The organism is Panacagrimonas sp., from assembly GCF_965216805.1.
GTDB lineage: Bacteria > Pseudomonadota > Gammaproteobacteria > Nevskiales > Nevskiaceae > Panacagrimonas.
The window spans coordinates 1,400,120-1,421,966 of the sequence record NZ_CBDCGN010000003.1 but is presented as its reverse complement, the minus strand read 5'-3'; the positions used below and the strand labels follow the sequence as shown (position 1 = coordinate 1,421,966).

The following is a 21,847-nucleotide window of genomic DNA, read 5'->3' as shown; positions in this document are numbered from 1 at the left end:
CGGACGAGCTTGATCAAGCCGCCACCGAGGCGCCCATGACCATTGCTGGCGCCGCCAGCAAGTCGCCGAGCTTGAGGGTCTGCTCACCCAGCGCACTGGCCACCAGCTCGCGGGCTTGCGGCACGCACTTGCCGCAACAGGTGCCCACCCCCAGTTCGCGGCTGACCTCGCGCAGGGTCGTGGCCCCGGCGTGGACGGCGCGGCGGATGTGCTTGTCGGAGACAGCCTTGCAGATGCAGACAATCATGCCGCCGACGTTAATTTTAATGAGAATGATTGTCAACCATGTAGTTGAATGAGCCGCATCGATGGCTGCGGCAACCGCGCACCGCGTTGTCGCGCAGTCAGAATCGCGAACGCCATTCGAACTCCAGCCGGTCGCGCGAGCGCCGCAACCAGCTCATCTGGCGATACAGCTCGCCCAGCGCGCGCCGCGCGTCCAGGCGTGCCTGGTCGGACAGGTCTTCGGATCGCGCCAGGCGCGATTCCAGCGACACGATGCGCTGATCCAGTTGCGCCATTTCCTGCTCGACATCGTAGGTTTCGCGTCCCAGCGCAAAGGCCGCCAGGAAATCGCGTTCCATGTCGAGCGGGCACACACGGCCGTAGTACATGCCGCGCCGGCCGACGGCATACCCGTTGTCGATGGTGCAATAGGACTCCAGCCCCGCTTCGTAGCCGCGACGCCAGTCAGCCTGCTCGACGCCAAGCCCGAATTCGGAGCACGCCTGGCGGTGATCGCCAATGCGCGTGGCCGCGTAGCCGTCGGCACCGTCGCGCACGCCCAGGTCGAACCAGTCGACGCTGCGGCACTCGGCCTCGTCCAAGGTTGCACAGCCCGCGAGCAGGACTGCGGCGGCCACCAGCGGCAGACTAAACCGCATCCGCCGATGCCGATCCCCGCGGAGAGATATCCAGCAGCGGCGCCAATTCATTGAGCGCGCTGCGATAGACCTCGCGCTTGAACGCCACCACCTCGTCCAGCGGAAGCCACCAGTTCACCCAGCGCCAGCCGTCGAACTCCGGCTGGTCGGTCAGATCGAAGCGTACGCTGCTCTCTGGACCCACCAGTCGCAGCAGGAACCATTTCTGTCGCTGGCCAATGCAGGTACGACCCCGGTTGCCGCGGCGCACGAACTGGCGCGGCAGGCGATAGCTCAGCCAGCCCGAGGTACAGCCCACCAGTTGGACGTCGGAGGCCGACAGTCCCAGCTCCTCGTTGAGCTCGCGGATCATCGCCTGTTCGGGCGTCTCGCCGTGCTGGATGCCGCCCTGCGGAAACTGCCAGGCCTGCTGCCGGACGCGCTTGGCCCACAGCACCTCGCCGGCCGGATTAGCCACGATGATGCCGACATTGGGTCGATAGCCGTCCGGATCGATCACGGGTTGCTGCAAGCGCCTGGAAATTGCCTGAGATTGTGCATGCCCCCCTGAGGATACGAAAGCGGCGCCGGCGGTGGGCCGGCACTGGCGACAAGACTGCTTCAGCGACCGGCCGCGGTGAGTTGGAACGCAGCCCAATGGCTCGACGCCGCGTTCGCCTCGCCACCGCGGTCGAACAGGCTTTCCCAAGCACGCAGGAGACGGTCCAGCCCGTTCGAGCCCGTCGGTACGCGCCCGTCCAGCAGCGCCCGTTGTGCTCGCTGCAGGGCAAGGTCCGGTGTGTCGCCATTCTCCAGATGCCGGTAGAACAACTGCATCAGGTCACTGGCCTGCCGATCCGGCACGCCCCACAGCGTTCCCAGCACCGCGCGCGCGCCGGCGACCATGAACGCACTGTGCAGCCCCAGTTGCCCGACCCCCGCGTAGTTCTTGCCCATCACGGTGTCGCAGCCGGCCAAGGTCACCAGGTCGGCGTCCAGGCGCATCTGCTGGGCCACCTCCCAGGCTTGCAGCAGTCCGTTGTCGCCGTCGCCGGCACCGAGCAGCAGATAGGAGTCCAGCGGCAGCGCCTCCTGCAGCACCGCATGTGTCGCAAAGTGCAGGATGCGCGCCTTGCCGCCGGCCTGTTTAGCTCTGGATTCGCTGGCCTGCGCGTCCAGAAAGACCTGCGCCCGATCACCGTACAGGCCAGCGATCGCCAGGGCCTCCTGCCTGACGTAAGGCAAGGCCGGACGCCGGCCATCGCGTGTATCGGCGACCGCAGACGGCACCGCCACGCCCTGCGCACGCGCGAACACCACCAGCTCGTCGGCGCCACGCGGACGGTGCGCGTCGCCATCGCCTGCAGCGACATGCGCGGCCGCCGACAACGCCAGGGAGATCGGCAGCCGCTCGATCAGATACTCGGGCCGGGCGCGCGTCGGCGAGGCGGGCGCACTCACCAGGGCGGCAAACGGCAGCGCGTGCAGGGGTCCGTCGGCCACGATCACCAGGCGTTGGGCCTGCGCCAGCTCGCCGGCAACCGGCGCCAGCAGGTCCTGAAACAGCCGATGCGCGTTGTCATGCAAGGCCTGCCGGAGCAACGCGTTGGGACGGGTCAGCGCGATCAGGGCGCGTAGCGCGGCGATGCGCGGTTCCAGCGCGGCGCGCCCATGCGGCAGTTCCAGCACGCGCAGCTCGCGATGGCTGAGGCTGAACAGGTAGCTGCGTTCCTGCATCACTGCGTACGACAGCAACAAGGTGCCGGGCTGCAGCGCCGCACGGATCGCTGCGAGGTCCGGCCTGGGGCTCATGCCCATGCTGGCCAGTCGCTGCGGATCGGCGTCGGCCTGCACCTGCCGGTACAACTCGGCCATGTCACGGCGCAGCCCATCGATCTGAAGCAGCAAGGGGCCGGTCCGGGCGTCGTCGGCATCCGGCAGCTCAAGCAGACGACCGGAAACGCGATCATGCCGCTGCTGCAACGCTGCAACACGGCCGGCCAGCGCTGTCGGCAGGTCCAGCGGCAGCGCCGCCCCTGCGCTGGCGTTGATATCCAGCAGCAGACGCGAGCGGTAGCGCTCCAACACTTCGAAGGCCTCGGCGTGGCGCCCCTGTTCGGTCAGGACCCGGATCAGGCGGCGATACAGCCGCGCATCGCCTGCCAGAAAGCCGGCCTGTTCGGCCAAGCTGCCGCCGAGCAGACCCTGGGCCGATTCCAAGGCGTCGATAGCGGCGAAATAGCGTCGGCTGGCGGTTTCGATCCGCCCTTGCGCCTCCGCCACGCGGCCAAGCTCGAACTCGGTGAGCGCCACGAAGCGGCTGTCGGGCGCCCGCCGCCGGGCGATCTTCAGTGCAGGTTCCAGATGCTCGCCGGCCGCGGCGCTGTGCTGCTGCTGCAACGCCAGCCGTGCCAGGCCGATATGGCTACCCCACACCCGCAGGCTATCGGGTGCCGCGCGTTGCTCGCGCTGCAAGGCTTTTCGATAGAGCGTCCCGGCCTGCTCGAGACGGCCGCTGTCCAGCGCGACACGCGCCTGGATGTTCCACAGCGGGGTCAGGGCGGTATCTGCGGACTGCAGCGACTGCAGCACCTCCAGCGCGCGGTGGGCATAGTCGTCGGCGCCGGGAAGATTTCCCTGTTGCACCGCGTTGTCGGCCAGATTCTGCAGTGCCAGACCGATGTCGGGTCGCAACTCCAAGGCCTCGAACGACGCCAGCGCCTGTTCGTAGTGACGCTGCGCGCCGGCATAGTCGCGTCGCAAGGTCTTGAGGTAGCCGAGCGAGTTCAGAATGTAGGCGCGTCCCTGCGATTGCGGATGATGCTGGTCCAGATGCGCGAGCGCGCGCTGGTGGAACGCTTCGGCCTCGCGAACGTGGTGCTGGCGCGAGGCGATCACCCCGAGTTCGAACAGCGCATGATCCAGGCCGGTCTGGGGATCGCGCCGCTCGATCTTCTCCAATGCGGCCTCCGCATAAGTGCGCGCATGGTCCAGCGCGTCGGCCTGACGGTGCGCCAGCGCCAGCCGCAGCAGGCACAGAATCTCCTCGCGCCCGCCCGGCTCGATCCGCCGAAAAATCTTCAGCGCCTGGGTCAGGTTCACCAGGCCGGCGGCATTGTCGTTGCGCCACAGATGCGCCTGTCCTTGCAGGTAGATGCCGCTAGCGCGACCGAACTCGTCGGCCATCGCATCGCTGACTTCGATGGCCGCCGCGAAATGCGCCTGCGCCGCTTCGGTCTTGCCCAGATACAGTCGGGCGCGGCCGAGTTCGTGTAGCGTCTCGGTATACAGGCGCGACCGCGGCCAAGCCGCCTCGAGCGGCGCCAGCATGCTCTGCAGCTGATGCTCGGCCTCCACCAACTCGCTGGCGTGAGCCAGATCGGCGGCGACATCCAGGCGGATCGTTTCCGCCACCGGCAGCGCCACCGACGCCTCCGCAGCCAGCTCGATCGCGTGAAGGCTGGCCTGCAGCGCCCCCGGCACATCCGAGTTCCGGGCACGCCGACGTGCGATCTCGTACTGCACCCAGGTGGCCGCACGGCGGTGCTCCATTGCCAGCAGCCGATCGCGCAGGGGCCGCAGCGGCTCGTCGCCGGCCTCGTCCAGTGCCGCCACCAGTTCCTCGGCAAGGGGCGCGGGCAACCGCGGACGCAGTCGGGCGCCGAGGGTGCCGGCGGAAAGTTCGAGCTGCAGGCGCGCGCCGCCGCGTAGCACTTGCAGGCGCAGGTCCTGCGGACCGGCGCGCGCGAACTCGGCCGCACGCACCTCCAGCGGTGTCGCTACCGCCTGGCGGTCGCCTGCTGCGCCGCGTGCGCCGACCACCTGCACCTGCTCGATCACGTCCCCGACGCGCAGACCGCCCCGCGCCCCCGCGGCGAGCGGGTCGGTGCCGATCACCTCGACTCCGCGCTCGCCTGCAACTTCGGCGGCAAGGGCGGGCGCGCCGCCCAGCGCCATCGCGGTCGACACCGTCAGCAGCCATGACCGCATCGACATCAGACGCTCAGGGTCGAATCTCGAACCAGAAATTGCCGGCCGGCACGGCACCGCCGGGACGCTCGGCCGTTACCTGCCACAGGAACGTGCCGCCCGCGACCAGCCGCGCGCGAACCTCGGGCGGCAGCTCGATGCGTTCTTGCTCGATCTGCGCGGCCTGCCACAGCAGCTCGCCGCTGGCATCGCGCAGGCTCAGCGTATAGGCGTCGGCGCCGTCCACCGGCGGCCAGGCCAGAGACTCGGGGGCTTGCGCAAGGACGGCCTCGTTGGGCGGCGTCGCCTCGCCCACCGCCGCGCCGCCACGCAGGATGAGCGGTTCCGGTCCCGCTCGCTGTAACTGCCAGGTGACCCCGACCGCCAGCACCAAACCCGCGGCCAGGGCCATCGGTGCCTGCCAGCGACGCCGACGCCGCTGGCGGATGCGCGAAGCGCTGGCCGCCGCCGCGCGCAGAATGTCGGCGTCGTGGGCCGCGCCGGGCACTGCGGTGCCGGTGGATCCGGTACGCAGGCGACGTTGCAGCATGGACTCGAAAGATGGGTCCTCGGGGGGCGCCGGGTCCTGCTCGGAGGTGTTCATGCGTCACTCCATCGGATGCCAGCGGCATCCAGCTGCGCACGCAGGTGCGCCACCGCATAGCGTTTGCGGCCGATGACGGTATCCACCGCCACGCGCTGAATCCGGGCGATGTCGCGGTAGGGCACCCCGTCCGCCCACAAGGCGATGACCTCGCGCTGCTCCACCGGCAGCGCCTGTATGGCGCGCTCCAGCGCCTGATCGATCTGCGCCTGCTCGAGTGCGCGCTCCTGCGGCGCGCCGTCCTCCACCTCGGGTTCGGGCACTTCGCCGCGAAATTCCAGCCGTGCGCCGCGACGTTCCAGATCCAGCCAGGCGTTGCGCGCCAAGGTGAACAGCCAGGTGCGGAACTGCGCGGTCGCACTGGCCCGGTAGGTGCCGCGTTCGGCGGCTTCCAGCAGCTTGATCCACACGATCTGCGACACCTCCTCGGCCTGTACCGGCGACGCAGTCAGACGCAACAAGAAGCGCAGCAGGCCGTCTTTGTGCCGCTCGAACAACCGCGCAAAAGCCTGGGAATCGCCGTGCTGCTGGAAGCGCAGCATCAACGCCTGATCGTCATCCGCTTTCATTGAAACGCAGGGGTTGGCGGAATCGGCATGGCCCGATCCGAAACGACTGCCATGCAGAACCGCTGAGTACGGCGTCACACCGATGTTCGCCGCAGGGAATGCCGATGTTAGCCGCTCGGGCGTTAAAGCTTCACGAACCGCCCCGAGGAAGCCGTCATGCCTGCTGCGTCCCTACATCTTTCTCCCACTGTCCGACCCTGCGCCCGCAGCCTGATGTCGATGGCTTTGCTGCTGGCCTTCGCGGCGCCTGCCCAGGCCCAAAGCGTCTGCGACGGCAGCAACGATGCCGGCGAGCAGACGCTGGGCAGCACAGCGGCCGGCGTCGATGCCTTCGCCTGCGGCCCCGACAACCAAGCAGCCGGCGCCGGCAGCAGCGCGCTCGGCAGCAATAACCTCGCAACCGGCAACAGCAGCAGCGCCGTCGGCGCCTTCAACGACGTTCACGGCCTGGATGGCAACGCCTTCGGCTTCGACAACCAGGTCGGCGATCCGCTGGACCCGCTGTCCGGCGATGAAGCCACCGCAGTAGGCAGCTACAACCGCGCCTTCGGCGACGAGAGCGGCGCGTTTGGTTACAACAACCAGACCTACGGCAGCTTCAGCACCGCTGTCGGCTACGACAACACCACGGGCGACGCCGGCGATCCGGACCTGGGACTCAACGCCAGCGCAGTCGGCAATACCAACACGGCCGAGGGCGAACGCAGCAGCGCGCTGGGCTACGACAATACCGTCGGCGCCGACGGCACCGGCTCCACTGCGGTCGGACACGGCAATCAGGTCATCGACGGCGCCTTTGCCGCGCCCATCGATCAGTCCAGCGCCTTCGGTTACAACAACACGGTCGGCAACACCAACGCCAATGCGCTGGGCTCGCGCAACGTGGTGGACAGCTCGCGCAGCAACGCGGTCGGCGATCTCAATCTCGTGAATGTCGGCAACGTCAACTTCCCCAGCGGCACCAATGCTTTCGGCACCAGCAACACAGTGACGGGGTCCGATGCCACCGCGGTGGGCTCCAACAACACGGTCGACAGCTTGGGCGAGGGAGCCAGCCACGCCTTCGGCAATTCCAACGATGTCACCGGCGGCTTCGACGGCATGGGCGGCACGCTGGCGGCCAGCCAAAGCCTGGGCGCCGGCACCAACAACACGGTGGAGGGCAGCAACAACACCGCCGTCGGCAACAACAACCAGACTTATGGCGCGTCCAACAGCGCCATCGGCAGCTCGAACGAGGTCAGCGGCGATGAAGCCGCGCTGCTGGGCAGTCGCAACCACGTAATCGGCAAACGCAACCTCGCGGCCGGTCACGGCAACGTGGTGGAAGGCGACCACAGCGTGGCGCTGGGTTCCAACAACCAGAACTTCGCCGATCACGCCATTGCCATCGGCAGTGGCGATGACCTCAACAGCGCGGCGCGCATCGGTGCAGGCGCCGACAGCTCGGTGGCCATCGGGCGCAACACGCAGGTGATGCCCAACGTCACCAACGCGGTGGCCCTGGGCAGCAACTCGGTGGCCGACCAGGCCAATACGGTGTCCGTCGGCAGCACCGGCAGCGAGCGGCGCCTGGTGAATCTGGCCGCTGGCGTGACCGACACCGACGCGGTGAATGTCGGGCAGCTCAATGCGGTCGGCCAGAGCGCAGCCAATGCCCTGAGTGTGGCCAACAGCGCCAATAGCCGCGCCAACCAGGCATTGAGCGCCGCCAATGGCGCGCAGTCCACCGCCAACCAGGCGCTGGGTGCGGCCGCATCGGCGCAGGACACGGCGGACACGGCGCTGGAGGCGGCCAACTCGGTACAGGGCATCGCCACCGATGCGCTGGCGGTGGCCAACGCTGCGCAAAGCAGCGCCAGCCAGGCGCAGCAATCCGCCACTGCCGCGCAGACCACGGCCGGCAGCGCGCTGTCGGCGGCGGGCACGGCACAGGCGTCGGCGGACCTGGCACAGGACCGCGCCGACGGCGCGATGGGCGCAGCCGGCATGGCCCAGGCCACGGCGGACAGCGCGGTGAATCTGGCCGGCACGGCGCAGGCCGCCGCCGAGGCGGCGCAGAGCACGGCGGACCAGGCGCTGAGTGCGGCGGGTCTGGCCCAGGGTTCGACTGCCGCGGTGCAGACCCGTATCGATGCCGGCCAGCTGGGCCGCAACGCACAGGTCAGCGGCGATGACAGTGTGGCCCTGGGGGCCGACTCGGTGGCGGATCAGGATCGCACCGTGTCGGTGGGCGCTGCGGGTAGTGAGCGTCGCGTGGTCAATCTCGCCGACGGCAGTGCGTCCACCGATGCGGCCACCGTCGGTCAGGTGCAGAGCGCAGAGGCGCAGGCGCGCAGCTACGCGCAGAGCCAGGATCAGCAGATCCTGCGCAGCGCGATGGATTACACCGATACCCGCTTCGACGCACTCAGCGCGCAGGTGCAGGGCTTTTCCGCCGATGTCACCCGGCGCGTGGACCGCCTCGACGGCCGCGTTGATCGCATCGGCGCGATGGGCGCGGCAATGGCGCAGATGACGGCCTCGGCTGCCGCCATCGATGCGAAGAATCGCATCGCGGTGGGCTACGGCCATCTGGGCGGTGCCAGTGCCATGGCCATCGGCTACCAGCAACAACTGACCGACACGCTGTCAGTGACCCTGGGCGGCTCCTTCAGCGGCAGCGAAACCACCTACGGCGGCGGCTTCGGGTTCGGGTGGTGAGGCCACTCGCCGCATCGAACCGCAAGCCCCCGCAACTCCGTACTTCCCGACACGAGCCCGCCATGAGCCCCTACCGACCCTACGCACGAACCCTCGCCATCGCCCTGCTGCTGATCCCGACCATGAACCTGCAAGCCGCAACGCCACCACCGAGCGTCGATTTCGAGTCCATGCTCGACAGCCCCTTTCACGCCGGCGGCCGCCTGCGCGTGGACGAGTACAACCTGGTCTTTGCGCCGCCTGCTCCGGTGCAGGCACAGGCCGAGGTCGTTGACGCCAGCGGCAAGGTGCTCGCCAGCCATGCGTTCTTCCCCGAATACCGTTTCACCGACAAGGCTTTCGGTCGCCTGCAGGTCAGCGGCCCGGGCGAAGTGCAGCTACCCGGTCCCGGCGATTACGCGCTGCGCTTCACCGTCAACGGTGCACGCGCCGGCGAGCTGCCATTCACCGCCAGGACCCGCGGCAGCGGCGATGCGTTCGACGGCAGCCAGACCTGGACCTACGGCGGACCGTGGTCGCAATGGGGCTACCTGATCCTGCGCCCTTACAAGGAGATTCAGGCGGTGGACGTGGTGTTCTGGACCGGCGCCGACGACCTGCCCGCTGGCGCGCAGAAAGACGGCGTGGAGGCGCAACTGTTGCGCGGCGGCACGCTGGTGGCGCAGAGCCGGCGCAACGTCGGCCAGATTTCCAACCAGCATTTCAAGCGCGAAAAGCTCAGCCTGTTTCATCCGCACGAGATCAAGAACGTCAACCCGCTGCCGTTCTCGCTGGCCGACCTGATGGTGGACGGCAAGTACGAACTGCGCCTGTCGCGCAAGGGCGACCAGGCGAGGCTGCGCAGCTTCCGGTTGCAGATTCGCGACGGCAAGCCGGTGGCGCATCCGCGGACCGCGTTCGGCTACACGCCGGCCCACGGCTACATCGCGCCGCGGGTGCTGCAGAAGAACGTCAATCTCTACGGCTTTCAGGAGGCGATCTGGATGGAGTCGCAATAGGAGTCGGGCACCGACGCGACCGGCTGCGGTGCGTGCCGGTCGCAGCCTTTCCCGGAATCGAGGCGCGTAACGCGCTTTTTCGGTGTGCCCTGCTGGCGTTGCAGCGGTGCAATACCGAAACTAGCTCGCATGCAACTGACCATCTTCGATCTCGATCACACTCTGCTGGCGGGCGACAGCGATTACCTGTGGGGGCGCTTTCTGGTGGAGCGCGGACGGGTGGACGCGGCCGCCTACGAACAGCAGAACCAGATCTTCTACGACCAGTACCGCAACGGCACCCTCGACATCCGCGAGTTCTGCCGCTTCTCGTTTGCACCGCTGGCCGCGCATCCGCTGCCCGAACTGCAGCGCTGGCGCGCGCAGTTCGTCGCCGAGAAGATCGAACCGGCGATCGCACCGCTGGCGCCGCGGCTGCTAGAGAAACATCGCGCCCGCGGCGACCATCTGATGATCATGACCGCCACCAACCGTTTCATCACCGAGCCGGTGGCGGCGCTGTTGGGAGTGGAGACGCTGATCGCCACCGACCCGGAATTCGTCGACGGCCGCTACACCGGTGCGCTCGCCGGCACGCCCAATTTTCGCGAGGGCAAAGTGCTGCGTCTGCAGCAGTGGCTGCAGGAAACCGGCGCGACGCCGACGCGCGTGCGCTTCTATAGCGACTCGCACAACGATCTGCCGCTGCTGCGTCGCGCCGACGAAGCGATCGCGGTGGACCCGGACGATGCCTTGCGCGAGGAGGCGATGCGCAACGGCTGGCCAGTGATCAGCCTGCGCGGCGCGCCGGCAGACGCAGACGCTCTGGCTGCTCTGTAGGGCGGCCCGCCGTACCCAAACACGTCGCGCCGACGCGGCGATCGAAGAGATTCCCGATGATGCAGCGCGTTCGTACAAGGGCGGGCGCGCGCCGGACCCGCTCAGTACTTGGCGACCCAGCCCGGCAGCGTCGGCCGACGCGTCTGCAATTCCTGCAACGCGGCATCAGCACCTTCGCGGGTTGGGTAACGTCCCAGGCCAACTCGATAGCCCTGGCGCTCGCCCACCCGATACTCGCGCGCCTCGGGTTGCAGCCCCAGCTCGCGCAACCGCTCGACTTCGTTGGCGGCGGCTTCTTCGGTGCTCATGGAGGCCAGCACCACGCTCCAGCGACGGCCGTCATCCGCTTCGCCGGTCGCGCCGGTTGCCGCGACCGCGACTTGGACGTCCGCGCCAGCGGGTTCGGCGGCGTCGACCATCGCTGGCACCGCGGGTTCGACCGCGGTCGTAGGCATGTCGACGGCCGGCGGGGGAGACGCATCGGGCTCGGCAGCGGCCGGTTGCATGGCCTGGGCTGGCGTCACTGCAGTGGCTTGGGCATCGGGCGATACCGCCGCCGCACGCGTATCGGCAATTTCCTCGGCACGCGCCAGCGTCGCCAGCAACTCGGCCTCGCGCTGCGCGGTCTGGCGTTGGGTGGCCTCGCGCTGTTCCTGCGCGGCGCGGGCGGTCTCCGGATCGACCGTCAGTACCAGCGGGGGCGGCCCCGCGGCAGCCGCTGGCGCCGTGGCTTCAGGCGCGGGCACTGCCGGGCGGGCCGGCGCATCGGAAGCCGCCGCCACCGCTGCAGAGGGTGCGGCCGGAGTTGGGGCCGGGGCTGGGGCCGGGGCTGGGGCCGGAGACGGACTTGGGTTTGGTGCCGGGATCGGGGCCGGCTTGGGCGCCGCCGCGACGGTGGGTGCCGCTTCGAAGATCTCGACCTTGGCCACCGGCGCGGCGACCTCGTCCGGCAACTCGATCTGCTGCAGGCGCGCGCTCAGCACCTCGGGCGGCACCAGGGTCCAGGCGGTCTGGCTGCCGACACGTCGCACGCACTGCCCGGGAAAATCCAGACGATCGCGTCGCGATTCGAGCTGCAGTTCGGCGGCGCCGGCCACCGAGCACACCTGGGTCTCGGCTTCGGACTGCTCCAGCCAGACTTCGCCGCCGGCAATCTGCAGGCGCATGTCGCCGACGTTGAGTCGCAGGTCGCGTCGCGATGCACTGCTGCCGGCACGCGTGTCGACACGCATCGTCCCCTGCAGCAGACGCGCACGCAGCACCTCGCCATCGGCACTGTGCAGAAGCAGTTGCGATTGCGGTCCGACGAACAGGCTGGGCACGCCGGCCAGCTTCAGTTCCACCCGTCCATCGGCACCGGTGTGGATGCGGGTGCCGGCCTGCGGGCCGTCGCCGGTCGGCACTTCGCCGCCCTCGGGCGCCTCCTGCACCACGGCGACCTCGCCCTGCAAACGGCCGACATCAACCGGCAGCTCCGCCGCCAGTACCGCTGCGGGGAGCAGTCCCGCCACGGTGGTGGCAAGCAAACGGCGCAGGTCCAGCAAGGGCATGGCGATCGACCTGGAGGCGGCACAGCGGCTCGGGATGTCGCGACGGTAAGGGCATGATCCGGCAGATGCAACACGTGCCCGCTGCAGCCGCCTGCGGCGGTGGTAGCATCCGCGCGCGGTCCACCCCAACTCCGCAGCGACCGCCCGACATGCCCGAACCCAGCGCCTCAGAACCTCCGATACGCACGGCAGCCGCCGGCTGCACTGTGGCGTCCTGCGGCCCGGTGGCATCACCGCAGCGGACGTTCGAAACCGGTTGGAATGAAATGATCGGATTCTGGATCGGGCGCGGGATCGGCACGGCATCGCGACCCCGTCGCTGCACGCAGCCCCAGTCCAGGGGCACGCGCTCGTGAGCGGTCTGGTTGTGGTTGACGCCCGCACCGACTGGCCGCTGCAGATTCCCGGCATGCAGATCGCCACGGCCTGGGAGTATCTGTCGCTGAAGACCGAAACGGTGGCGCCCAAGGCCCGCGTCTACAACCTGTGCCGCAGCTTCGGCTACCAGACCACCGGCTACTACGTGTCGCTGCTGGCCGGCGCCCGCGGTCATCGGCCGCTGCCGGACATCACCACCATCCAGGACCTCAAGCTGGCGGAATCGCCCAGCGTGCTCAACGACGAGATCGAGGAGCTGATCCAGTCCAGCCTGGCGCGCATCGGGTCGAGCGAATATCTGCTCAACGTGTACTTCGGCGCCTCGCCGTCCAAGCGTCACCAGCGCCTGGCGCGCGCGCTGTTCAATCTGTTTCCGGCGCCGCTGTTGCAGGCCAAGTTCGTGTTCCGCGGCGACGAGTGGCGCGTGGACACGCTGGGCCCGATCGCGCTGGGCGAAGTGCCCACCTCGCATCACGAGCTGATGTTCCAGTCCGCGCGCGATTACTTCACCCGTCGGCGCATGCCGCGCACCCGCAAGGGCTCGGCGCGCTACGACCTCGCCATCCTGATCAACGAGGACGAAAAGGAACCACCGTCCAACGCGCGCGCGCTCAAGCTGTTCGAAAAAGCCGCCGAGAAGCTCGGCTTCGAAGTGGACTTCATCGACAAGTCCGACTACGGCCATGTCGCCGAGTACGACGCCTTATTCATCCGCGAAACCACCGCGGTCAATCACCACACCTACCGCTTCGCCCGCCGTGCCGCGCGCGAGGGTCTGGTGGTGGTGGACGATCCGGTGTCGATCCTGCGCGCGACCAACAAGGTGTTCCTGGCCGAGCTGATGGACCGCCACAAGATTCCGCAGCCACGAACCTTGCTCATCCACCGCGGCAACGTCAGCCACGTGGCGCGCGAACTGGGGTATCCCTGCGTGCTCAAGCAGCCGGATTCGCAGTTCTCCAAGGGCGTGATCAAGGTGGAGAACGAGGCCGAACTCAAGCGCGAGACGCGCGAATTACTCGAACGCAGCGACCTCATCATCGGCCAGTCGTTCGAGCCCACCGAGTACGACTGGCGCATCGGCGTGCTCGACGGCGAACCGCTGTACGCCTGCCGCTACTACATGGCCAAGGGGCACTGGCAGGTGGTCAAGCGCGAAGGCGCCGCCATCCACGAGGGCAATCACGAGACCATCGACGTCAAGGACGTGCCGAAGAACGTGCTCGGCATCGCCGTACAGGCGGCACGTGCGGTCGGCCGCGGGCTGTACGGCGTGGACCTCAAGCAGTTCGGCAACGTGGTCAAGGTGGTGGAGGTCAACGATAACCCCAATCTCGACTACGGCGTGGAGGACCTGTTCCTCAAGGAAACGCTGTACCAGAAAGTCATGGAGTATTTCCTGCGGCGCCTGGAGGCACGCACGCGGGACACGCGCTGATGGAGAGCGTCGGCGCAGGTCGTGAGATCCGCGTGCGGATTGCAAAGCCCGGCGACGCCGCGGCCATGCTCGCGCTGGAGGCGCTGTTTCCCTCGGACCGCATGTCGGCTCGCAGCATCCGGCGCTTCATCGAGGCTCCCACTGCGCGCGTATTCGTCGCGGTGCGCGGCACCGAAGTGCTGGGCAACCTGGTGCTGCTGCTACGCGCAAACTCGCGCTGCGCGCGCATCTACTCCGTGGTGGTCGGCCCGCAGGCACGCGGACTCGGCATCGGCAACCGCCTGGTCGAAGCCGCGGAACGCGCCGCAAAGCGCGAAGGTCGCGAGGCGGTAAGCCTGGAGGTCCGTGCCGACAACAGCGCAGCGCTGGCGCTGTACGCGAAGCGCGGGTACGTCGAGTGCCAACGCTTGCCGATGTACTACGACGACGGCGCCGACGGATGTCGCCTGATGCGTAGCCTGCGATGAGCCAAAGCGAATTGCGGTCCGGCTGGAGCGCCCCGCAATTGGCGGCGCTCAGCGCAGCATCAGCGACGCCAATACCCCCACCGTAACTCCCGCGGCCAGCGCCGGCAGAACCAACCACGCATTGATGCGCTTTGAGACCAGCCCGGTTTCCGAGCTCCGCACCATCCCCAGCGCGATCAGCACGAAGGGAAACAGCATCGTGCTGGCCGGGACCGCCAGCAGCGCCATCCACCAGGCCAGCCCGGCGTCGCGCGCACGCTGGTAGACCACCCAGGCCAGCACCAGCAGCACCGCCGCCATCGCCCACAAGTGGCGCAGCGCACCCGCGGAATCGGTGATGCCGCCACGGGTCTCGGCCTCGAGCAGCTTCAGCGCCAGCGTGAAGAACAGGGCGCCCCAGAAAGCCAGGTAAACCCCGTAGCGGGAGCGGCTCACGACACCCTGCTCAGCGCCGGGTCAGAGAGCCCAGAATGCCGCGCAGCAAGCTGCGCCCCACCGAACTGCCGATGCTGCTGGCAATGCTGCGCGTCGCACTCTTGATCGCGGTGTCCATCATGGTGTCGCGCCGACGGCTGGGCGCGCGCGGCGCGGCGGTCGTGCTGCGCGCGCGCGGGCTGGGTCCGTAGGACGCACGCACATCCTTCTGCCATTGCGCCTGCGCCTTGGCCGCCGCCTTGGCTTCTGCGGCGGCGGCCTTTTCCTGCTCGGCCTGCGCCTTGGCGTCGGCCTCATCCGCAGCGACGCGATTCGCGCGCTGCGTGAGCAACTCGTAGGCGGATTCCCGATCCACCAGCTTCTCGTAGCGGCCGGACACCGGGCTGCGGCTCATGATCGTCTGGCGCTCGGCCGGTGTGATCGCGCCCATGCGCGACTTGGGCGGGCGGACCAGGGTCTTCTCGACCACGCCGGGAATGCCGCCGTCCAGCAGCGTGGACACGAGCGCCTCGCCGACGCCGAGCTGCGTGATGACTTCTTCCACGTCGAGCTTCGGGTTGGAGCGGAAGGTCTCGGCCGCGGCCTTGACCGCCTTCTGGTCGCGTGGCGTGAACGCGCGCAGCGCATGCTGCACGCGATTGCCGAGCTGGCCGAGCACGCTGTCCGGCAGATCGAGCGGGTTCTGGGTGACGAAGTACACGCCCACGCCCTTGGAGCGGATCAGGCGCACGACCTGTTCGATCTTCTCCAGCAGCGCCTTGGGCGCGTCCTTGAACAGCAAGTGCGCCTCGTCGAAGAAGAACACCAGCTTGGGCTTGTCCAGATCACCGGCTTCCGGCAGTTCCTCGAACAGCTCGGCGAGCAGCCAGAGCAGGAAGGTCGAGTACAGGCGTGGCTTCTGGTAGAGCTTGTCGGCCGCCAGTACGTTGACGATGCCGCGGCCGGACAGGTCCACGCGCATGAGGTCCGCGAGTTCCAGCGCGGGTTCGCCGAAGAACACCTCGCCACCCTCCTGCTCCAGCGCGACGAGCCCGCGCTGGATCGCACCAACAGAAGACGTGCTGATCAGGCCGTACTCAGCGCCGAGCGCCTTCGCATTTTCCGCGACGTGGCTCAGCGCCGCGCGCAGGTCCTTGAGATCCAGCAGCATCAGGCCCTGGTCGTCGCAGTACTTGAAGACGAGCATCAGCACCGCTTCCTGCACGTCGCTCAGGTCCAGCAGGCGCGACAGCAGGTCCGGGCCCATGTCGGACACGGTGCCGCGCACCGGGTGGCCCTGTTCGCCGAACACGTCCCAGAACACGGTGGGCGCGGCCTGCGGCGCGTAGTTCGTCACGCCGACTTTCGCCGCGCGCTCGGCGAGACTGGGCTTAGGCAAGCCCGCCATCGCGATGCCGGACAGATCACCCTTGATGTCGGCCGCGAACACCGGCACACCGAGTTCGGAGAAGCCCTCGGCGAGGATCTGCAGGGTGATGGTCTTGCCGGTGCCGGTGGCACCTGCCACCAGTCCATGGCGATTGGCAAAACGCGGAAGAATGACCTGGGGCGTATCACCCTTGCCGATCAGCAGACGGTCCATGAGATTCCAGGCTTGGAGGGTGGCTCGCTTTCTACCCTGCCCGCGCGCGGCCGGCAATTGCCCGCCGGCGCGGCCAGGCCGGTTACGCCTGCCCGCGGTGCATCATCTTGCGGCTTGTTTGGCGTCGTTCGCCTGCGCCTGCGCACGCCGTTGATCGTCGGACTTGAGCTGCGCCGCTGCGTCGGCGTAGGCCTTGGCCACCTCCGGCACCGACAGTGCCAGTCCGCCCAGGCCACCGCCGAGCAGGCCGGTGCAGACCTCCTCGTCCTCGGTGTCGGGTGTCGGCAGCACGTCCTGCACCCAGCTGTCGATCATCGCCACCGCCTCGCCGTGCACCACGCTGCGCGCGATCGGCGGCATCTTAACGCCGGCCGCGGCCGAGGCCATCCGGAACGGTAGGATCGACCCCGCGCTGTCGCCGGGAATGATGTCGAAGCGCTTGCCGCCGGAGCCACGCCCGGCGGCCACCGGCTTCTTGCAGATGCCATAGCGCACGTCGACCGTGCGGTAGGCGTCCAGGAACAAGCCGCTGTTGGAACCGGAGCCCGCCGGCTGATGACAGTGCATGCAGTTGACCTCCAGGTAGGCGCGGGCACGCGCGTGTACATCGGCCGCCGAATCCGGCAACTCGCCGCTGGAACCCGGCACGTTCCAGCGTGCGCTGCGGTCCACCATGGCGATGTCCGCCGGCAGACCGCTGAGCAGGCCCTGGTCGCGCAGGTACTGCAACTGGTTGACCACACCCATGCCGGCATAGCTGTGGTCGCGATTGAGCAGTCGTGCCTTGGGCCCGATCGGCGCACTGCCGGCTTCGCGATCGTCGCCGGCGTGGCAGGTCAGGCAGTTGAGGGCCGCCGGCACGCGATACGCGGCGACCGCGCCGGTATAGCGCTTGCGGTTGCCGCCGGCGTCGCGCACTTCGGGATCCGGATCCAGATAGTCGTAGGTCACCGAGGCACTGCCGCCCTCGACCTGCAGTTGCGCCACCCGCGCATCGCTGCTGCCGCTCCACACGTACGGCAGTCCCCCCCACACGGCGCTGCCGTCGGACTGCTGGCGCTTGATCAGCAGTCGGGTTTCCACCACGTCCTGCGACAACAGGTTGCCGGCGCCGTCTTCGCGCCGGAACGCGAAGGTCTTGGCGATGACGGTGCCGACGGGGAAGTCCAGCGTCTCGGTCGCGCCCGCGCTACGGTCGCGGTAGACCGCCTGCTGGCCGGGCGGAATGAACAGAAAGCGGTATTTGCTGGAATAGTCGCTGAACAGGGCGGAGTTGAGTTCGTAGGGCACGCCACCGCCGTTGGCGTTGCGGGTGGGATCGGCAGCGTCGGCGAACAGGCCGTACTGGTCCAGACGCGGGCAGTTGTAGTCCAGCGCCGCGCGATTGACCTGCCCGGGCGAACCGCCGGTGCAGGCCGCTTCCACCACCGCCGGGTCGGGCCGCGCATCCGCGCCGGTGGGGTCGGGCAGGAACGGCAGATCCAGCACCGGGTCGGCGCGCGCCGGCAGATCGCAGCGGTGCGGCGTCAGGTTGGTCGACGCCGGCTTGAGCAGGTCCAGCACCAGCTGCGCCGGATCGCTGGAGGTGATGTTGGCGCGCAGGAACTCGGTGGTCAGCAGGGTGGAAAGACGGGTGTTCTCGAAGGTGTTGTCGGTAGCCACGCACAGGCCGTTTTCCGGCTGTTTGAGCGCGCCATCGGGCTCGAACTTCCAGGCGTTCCACTTGCACCCAGGGTCGGGGTCGTCACGGGTGACGTTGGGCCGGCCGCGCTCGTCGCTGCGACCGCCCTGCTCTTCATGTGCACGCGCGCTGTTCGGCTGATCGAGCGGCACGCCGTCGGCGTCGCGCGGAATCTGCGTGCAGTCGTTGGGCGCGTCTTCGGCGCCATCCCAGACGATATGCGCGGAGCGTCCCAGGTTCTTGAGCTTGAGCAGCAAGGGCAGCAGCGAGGCTTCGCCGCGCTCGACGCTGGGCAACTGCACATTGCCGCCGTTGTCGCGGAACGCGTTGCCGCGAATCTCGATGCCCTCGGGAAAAAAGTCGTAGCGCGGATCGGGCTGGTTGGGATCGGCCAGCCCGTAGTTGATGACGGCGATGCCGAGGGTGTCGTGATCGTGAATCTGGTTGTCGTAAATTTCCAGCTGGTCGGAGGCTAGGATCAGCATGCCGGTGCCGCGCGGCACCAATCCGACGATGTTGCCCACCGGGGCGAAATTGTCGGTGTTGTTGTCGAACGCGCGATTGCGCCGCACCACGTTCTTGGCACCATACTGGCGCAGGTCGGGCAGATCGAACACCAGGAAACCGCCGGTGTTCCGGGTCGCCACGTTGTCCTCGAACACCGCGCGGAAAGTGTTCTCGAACTCGTAGCCGGCAACGTTGTAGGTGGCCAGGCACCGCCGCACCAGCACATCGCTGGTCTGACCGACGTAGATACCGGCGTCGCTGGCGCCATGGGCCTCGCAGTCCTCCATCAGCACGTGACGCGATTCCACCGGATACAGGCCATAGGCGCCGTTCTCGGCGCTCGGCGCGTAGCCGGCCTGGGTCTCGTCGCGGCCCTGCGCATCGCGCCATCGCGCGCGCACGTCGCGCAGCACCACCTGCTGCGAGCGAAAGATGCGGATGCCGTTGCCGGGCGTGTCTTCCACCGTCAGCCCCTGGATGACCAGACCGTCGGCTCGGGTGGCGTTGATGCCCTCGGCGCTGTCGCTGTTCTTGAACGACAGGATGGTGCGGTCGCGACCGGCACCCTTGATGGTGATGCCGCGCTTGTCGCTGACGATCAGCCCGGTCGGCAGCTCGTAGCGGCCGGCACAGAATTCGATGGTGTCGCCCTCGCGCGCGTCGAAGAACGCGATCAGCGCATCGCGCGAGGTGGTCGCGGGGTCGCACACCGCGTAGGTGCGCGCCTGCGCATCGACAGGGCCGTCGCCGGCGCCGGGCGGAATGCTCGGCGACTGCGTGCTGCCGCCGCAGCCGGCGAGCATCGACAGCGTGGCGCTGAACGCGACCAGAATACAGCGGGCAGTTGCGATCTTCATGACGGTCGAAGTCCGGCTCGTGGGACGGCTTTCGGGTTTTGATTCCCCCCGGCAGAACCTACCGGCCCTGAAATTCTGCCGTCAGTAGTAGGAATACCCTGCGCCGATCGGCCCGTGCGTCGCAATTCGACGCCAGGGGGTCGACAATCCGCTGCATCTGGTTGCGTCTGCGGGGAACGCGTGTCGCTCAAGTACAGCTTTGCCTTTGCCGTCCTCATCGCCACGGTCGTTTTTGGCATGGGGCAGCTTGGCCTGCTGTCCGACGTCGGTTCCGCCCTGCCCTATGTGCTGGCCGCGCTGGTGCTGGTAGCCGCTGCCGGCGCGTGGTTCGTCGATCTGCTGGACCGGCGACTGTCGGCGATGCAGCAGGCGGTGCAGAAGCTGGCCGGCGGCGAAGACAGCCTGCGCCTGGACCTGGCCAGCCGCGGCGCACCGGACCACCTGGCGCGACCCTTTGCGGACATGGCCCATGCGGTCAACCAGCGGCTTTCGGAACTGCATACGGTGATCGCGCAGCAGCGGGCGATCGCCGAGCACGGTCCCGACGCGATGTGGGTGTTCGATGTCGAGAGCTTCCGGCTCATCGATGCCAACGAGAATTTTGCCAAGCTCACCGGGCATCCGCGCAGCCGGCTCATCGGCATGTCGCCGATGGATATCGCGCCGGCCGAGCAGTCCGGCATGAGCACCGAGGCTTATGCGCATCAACTCATCGAGCGCGCGCTGGCCGGCGAGAAGCTGGAGGTGCCCTGGATCGTGCGCCACGTCGACGGCACCGACGTGCCCTGCGAGCTGCGCGCCATTCATCTGCCCTCGCCCGGCCGTTACACCGCGCCCGGATACGGCGACGCCGGCGCCTCCCGCACCCGCTTGCCAGGGCAAGACACCGTGTCGGCGCCGGGCCGCAACATCATGGCAACGAACGGCGGGGCCAGCACCGACGCGGCCTTCTCCGGCGCCTCCCGCACCCGCTTGCCAGGGCAAGACACCGTGTCGGCGCCGGGCCGCACTCTGATCTGCGGTCTGCTGCTGGACGTGTCGGAGCGTCATCGCACCTTGTCCGAACTCGACCGGCGCATGCGCTTCGAGTCGCTGGTGACACGCCTGTCCACCGGCTTCATCAGCCTGCCGATCGAAGAGGCCGACGAGGCCATCACCGATGCGCTGGGCGAAGTCGGTCGCTTCGCAGCGGTGGATCGCGCCTACCTGTTCGAGTTCAGCGCCGGCCGCGAACGCGTGAGCTGTACCAACGAATGGTGCGCGCACGGCATCGACTCCAAGCGCGGACACACCCAGGACCTGCCTGCCAGCCGCTACGTCTGGTGCCTGTCGCGCCTGCAGCGCGGCGAGGTGGTGGCGGTGGAGCGCATCACCGACCTGCCGCGCGAAGCCGCCGCCGAGCGCGAACAATGGGAGGGCGAATCGATCCGCTCGGTCCTGCTGGTGCCGATGCGTGCCGACGGCGGCGTGATCGGCTATGTGGGCTTCGACTCGGTGCGAACGGAGGTGCAATGGCCGGCGCAGATGACCACCCTGCTCAAGCTGTTCGGCGAAATGGCGAGCAATCTGCTGGCCCGCAAGCGCTCGCAGCTGCGCCTGCAGGAGCAAAACGAAACCCTGGCGCGCGCCAACACCGAACTCGCGCGCAGCAACCAGGAACTGCAGCAGTTCGCCTACATCGCCTCGCATGACCTGCAAGAGCCTTTGCGTGCCATCGGCGGATTCTCCGGTCTGCTGGCGCGCCGCTACCGCGGCAAGCTCGACGAACAGGCCGAGGAATATCTGAGCTTCCTGACCGAGGCCGCCACCCGCATGCAGCGCATGATCGTGGACCTGCTCGACTACTCGCGCCTGGGTCACGAGCCCAAGCCGTTCCAGCCGGTGCGCCTGCGCGACCCGCTGGATGCCGCGCTGAATCTGCTGCAGGCGGCGGTGCAGGAACTGCGCGCGGAATTTCTGATCGGCGATCTGCCCACGGTGCAAGGCGATGGCCAGCAGCTCACCCAGCTATTCCAGAACCTGATCGGCAACGCCCTCAAATTTCATGGCGAGTCGCCGCCCAGCATCATGGTGTCGAGCCGGCGCAGTGGCAACGAGTGGGTGATCCTGGTGCGCGACAACGGCATCGGCATCGATCCCGACAAGGCTGCCGACGTGTTCCAGATTTTCCGGCGCCTGCACGCTCAGGAACAGTACCCGGGCACCGGCATCGGCCTGGCGGTGTGCAAGCGCATCGTCGAGCGTCATCGCGGTCGCATCTGGGTGCAGCCCAACGACGATCGCCCCGGCACCACGTTCGCATTCGCCCTGCCCGCCAGCGCCGAGTCGACGACCGAAGAGCTGACACCGCGCTGGCCGGAGGTGGAGGCGATGGAGCGCGAGTGACGCCGCTGCCCATGGCGACCGGCAGCAAGTCGATCAATCGGA

General features: G+C 68.2%; 16 protein-coding genes. 6 read left to right on the top strand and 10 right to left on the bottom strand.

The window, feature by feature from the left end; genetic code table 11:
- Positions 1 to 13: 13 nt before the first annotated feature.
- From ACOOHP_RS19470 to ACOOHP_RS19445, 6 genes are all read right to left on the bottom strand, one after another.
- Positions 14 to 247, bottom strand: coding sequence for a (2Fe-2S)-binding protein (locus ACOOHP_RS19470; RefSeq protein ID WP_420468134.1), 234 nt, complete (start codon positions 245 to 247; stop codon positions 14 to 16).
- 97 nt (positions 248 to 344) lie between these two features.
- Positions 345 to 884 carry a DUF2799 domain-containing protein gene (locus ACOOHP_RS19465; protein ID WP_420468133.1) on the bottom strand — a complete coding sequence of 180 codons (540 nt, stop codon included), beginning with the start codon at positions 882 to 884 and terminating at the stop codon, positions 345 to 347.
- On the bottom strand, positions 874 to 1,383 hold the full coding sequence (locus ACOOHP_RS19460) for an RNA pyrophosphohydrolase (protein WP_420468132.1): 510 nt from the start codon (positions 1,381 to 1,383) through the stop codon (positions 874 to 876). Before ACOOHP_RS19460 ends, ACOOHP_RS19465 begins: the two co-directional genes overlap by 11 nt.
- A 101-nt stretch (positions 1,384 to 1,484) precedes the next feature.
- Positions 1,485 to 4,859 (bottom strand): CHAT domain-containing protein, encoded by a 3,375-nt coding sequence (locus ACOOHP_RS19455; RefSeq protein ID WP_420468131.1) that lies wholly within the window; start codon positions 4,857 to 4,859, stop codon positions 1,485 to 1,487.
- Positions 4,860 to 4,866: 7 nt separating this feature from the next.
- Positions 4,867 to 5,436 (bottom strand): hypothetical protein, encoded by a 570-nt coding sequence (locus ACOOHP_RS19450; RefSeq protein WP_420468130.1) that lies wholly within the window; start codon positions 5,434 to 5,436, stop codon positions 4,867 to 4,869.
- Positions 5,433 to 6,005 (bottom strand): sigma-70 family RNA polymerase sigma factor, encoded by a 573-nt coding sequence (locus ACOOHP_RS19445; protein WP_420468129.1) that lies wholly within the window; start codon positions 6,003 to 6,005, stop codon positions 5,433 to 5,435. The genes ACOOHP_RS19450 and ACOOHP_RS19445 overlap by 4 nt, the downstream gene beginning before the upstream one ends.
- Positions 6,006 to 6,218: 213 nt before the next feature.
- Here ACOOHP_RS19445 and ACOOHP_RS19440 point away from each other — a divergent pair, with 213 nt between their 5' ends.
- From ACOOHP_RS19440 to ACOOHP_RS19430, 3 genes are all read left to right on the top strand, one after another.
- Positions 6,219 to 8,708, top strand: a complete 2,490-nt coding sequence (locus ACOOHP_RS19440; protein ID WP_420468128.1) for a YadA family autotransporter adhesin — start codon at positions 6,219 to 6,221, stop codon at positions 8,706 to 8,708.
- 62 nt (positions 8,709 to 8,770) lie between these two features.
- Positions 8,771 to 9,706 (top strand): hypothetical protein, encoded by a 936-nt coding sequence (locus ACOOHP_RS19435; protein ID WP_420468127.1) that lies wholly within the window; start codon positions 8,771 to 8,773, stop codon positions 9,704 to 9,706.
- Between the two features lie 129 nt (positions 9,707 to 9,835).
- Positions 9,836 to 10,525, top strand: coding sequence for an HAD family hydrolase (locus ACOOHP_RS19430; protein WP_420468126.1), 690 nt, complete (start codon positions 9,836 to 9,838; stop codon positions 10,523 to 10,525).
- A gap of 101 nt (positions 10,526 to 10,626) precedes the next feature.
- On the opposite strand, the gene ACOOHP_RS19425 is transcribed toward ACOOHP_RS19430, so the two are convergent.
- Positions 10,627 to 12,075 carry an SPOR domain-containing protein gene (locus ACOOHP_RS19425; protein ID WP_420468125.1) on the bottom strand — a complete coding sequence of 483 codons (1,449 nt, stop codon included), beginning with the start codon at positions 12,073 to 12,075 and terminating at the stop codon, positions 10,627 to 10,629.
- Positions 12,076 to 12,427: 352 nt separating this feature from the next.
- Here ACOOHP_RS19425 and ACOOHP_RS19420 point away from each other — a divergent pair, with 352 nt between their 5' ends.
- Positions 12,428 to 13,891 (top strand): RimK family protein, encoded by a 1,464-nt coding sequence (locus tag ACOOHP_RS19420; RefSeq protein WP_420468124.1) that lies wholly within the window; start codon positions 12,428 to 12,430, stop codon positions 13,889 to 13,891.
- A gap of 32 nt (positions 13,892 to 13,923) precedes the next feature.
- Entirely contained in the window at positions 13,924 to 14,358 is a 435-nt protein-coding gene (locus tag ACOOHP_RS19415) for a GNAT family N-acetyltransferase (protein WP_420468123.1), read from the top strand.
- A 48-nt stretch (positions 14,359 to 14,406) separates the two neighbouring features.
- Here the strand turns inward: ACOOHP_RS19415 and ACOOHP_RS19410 are convergent, their stop codons facing one another.
- The 3 genes from ACOOHP_RS19410 to ACOOHP_RS19400 all read right to left on the bottom strand — a co-directional run bounded on the left by ACOOHP_RS19410 (position 14,407) and on the right by ACOOHP_RS19400 (position 19,420).
- Positions 14,407 to 14,793 carry a hypothetical protein gene (locus tag ACOOHP_RS19410; RefSeq protein WP_420468122.1) on the bottom strand — a complete coding sequence of 129 codons (387 nt, stop codon included), beginning with the start codon at positions 14,791 to 14,793 and terminating at the stop codon, positions 14,407 to 14,409.
- 10 nt (positions 14,794 to 14,803) lie between these two features.
- Positions 14,804 to 16,375: a helicase HerA-like domain-containing protein gene (locus ACOOHP_RS19405; protein WP_420468121.1), complete on the bottom strand. Its 1,572-nt coding sequence runs from the start codon at positions 16,373 to 16,375 to the stop codon at positions 14,804 to 14,806.
- 102 nt (positions 16,376 to 16,477) lie between these two features.
- On the bottom strand, positions 16,478 to 19,420 hold the full coding sequence (locus ACOOHP_RS19400) for a parallel beta-helix domain-containing protein (RefSeq protein WP_420468120.1): 2,943 nt from the start codon (positions 19,418 to 19,420) through the stop codon (positions 16,478 to 16,480).
- A gap of 180 nt (positions 19,421 to 19,600) precedes the next feature.
- Between ACOOHP_RS19400 and ACOOHP_RS19395 the strand changes: the two genes are divergently transcribed.
- Positions 19,601 to 21,805 (top strand): ATP-binding protein, encoded by a 2,205-nt coding sequence (locus ACOOHP_RS19395; RefSeq protein WP_420468119.1) that lies wholly within the window; start codon positions 19,601 to 19,603, stop codon positions 21,803 to 21,805.
- The last annotated feature ends 42 nt before the right edge of the window (positions 21,806 to 21,847 follow it).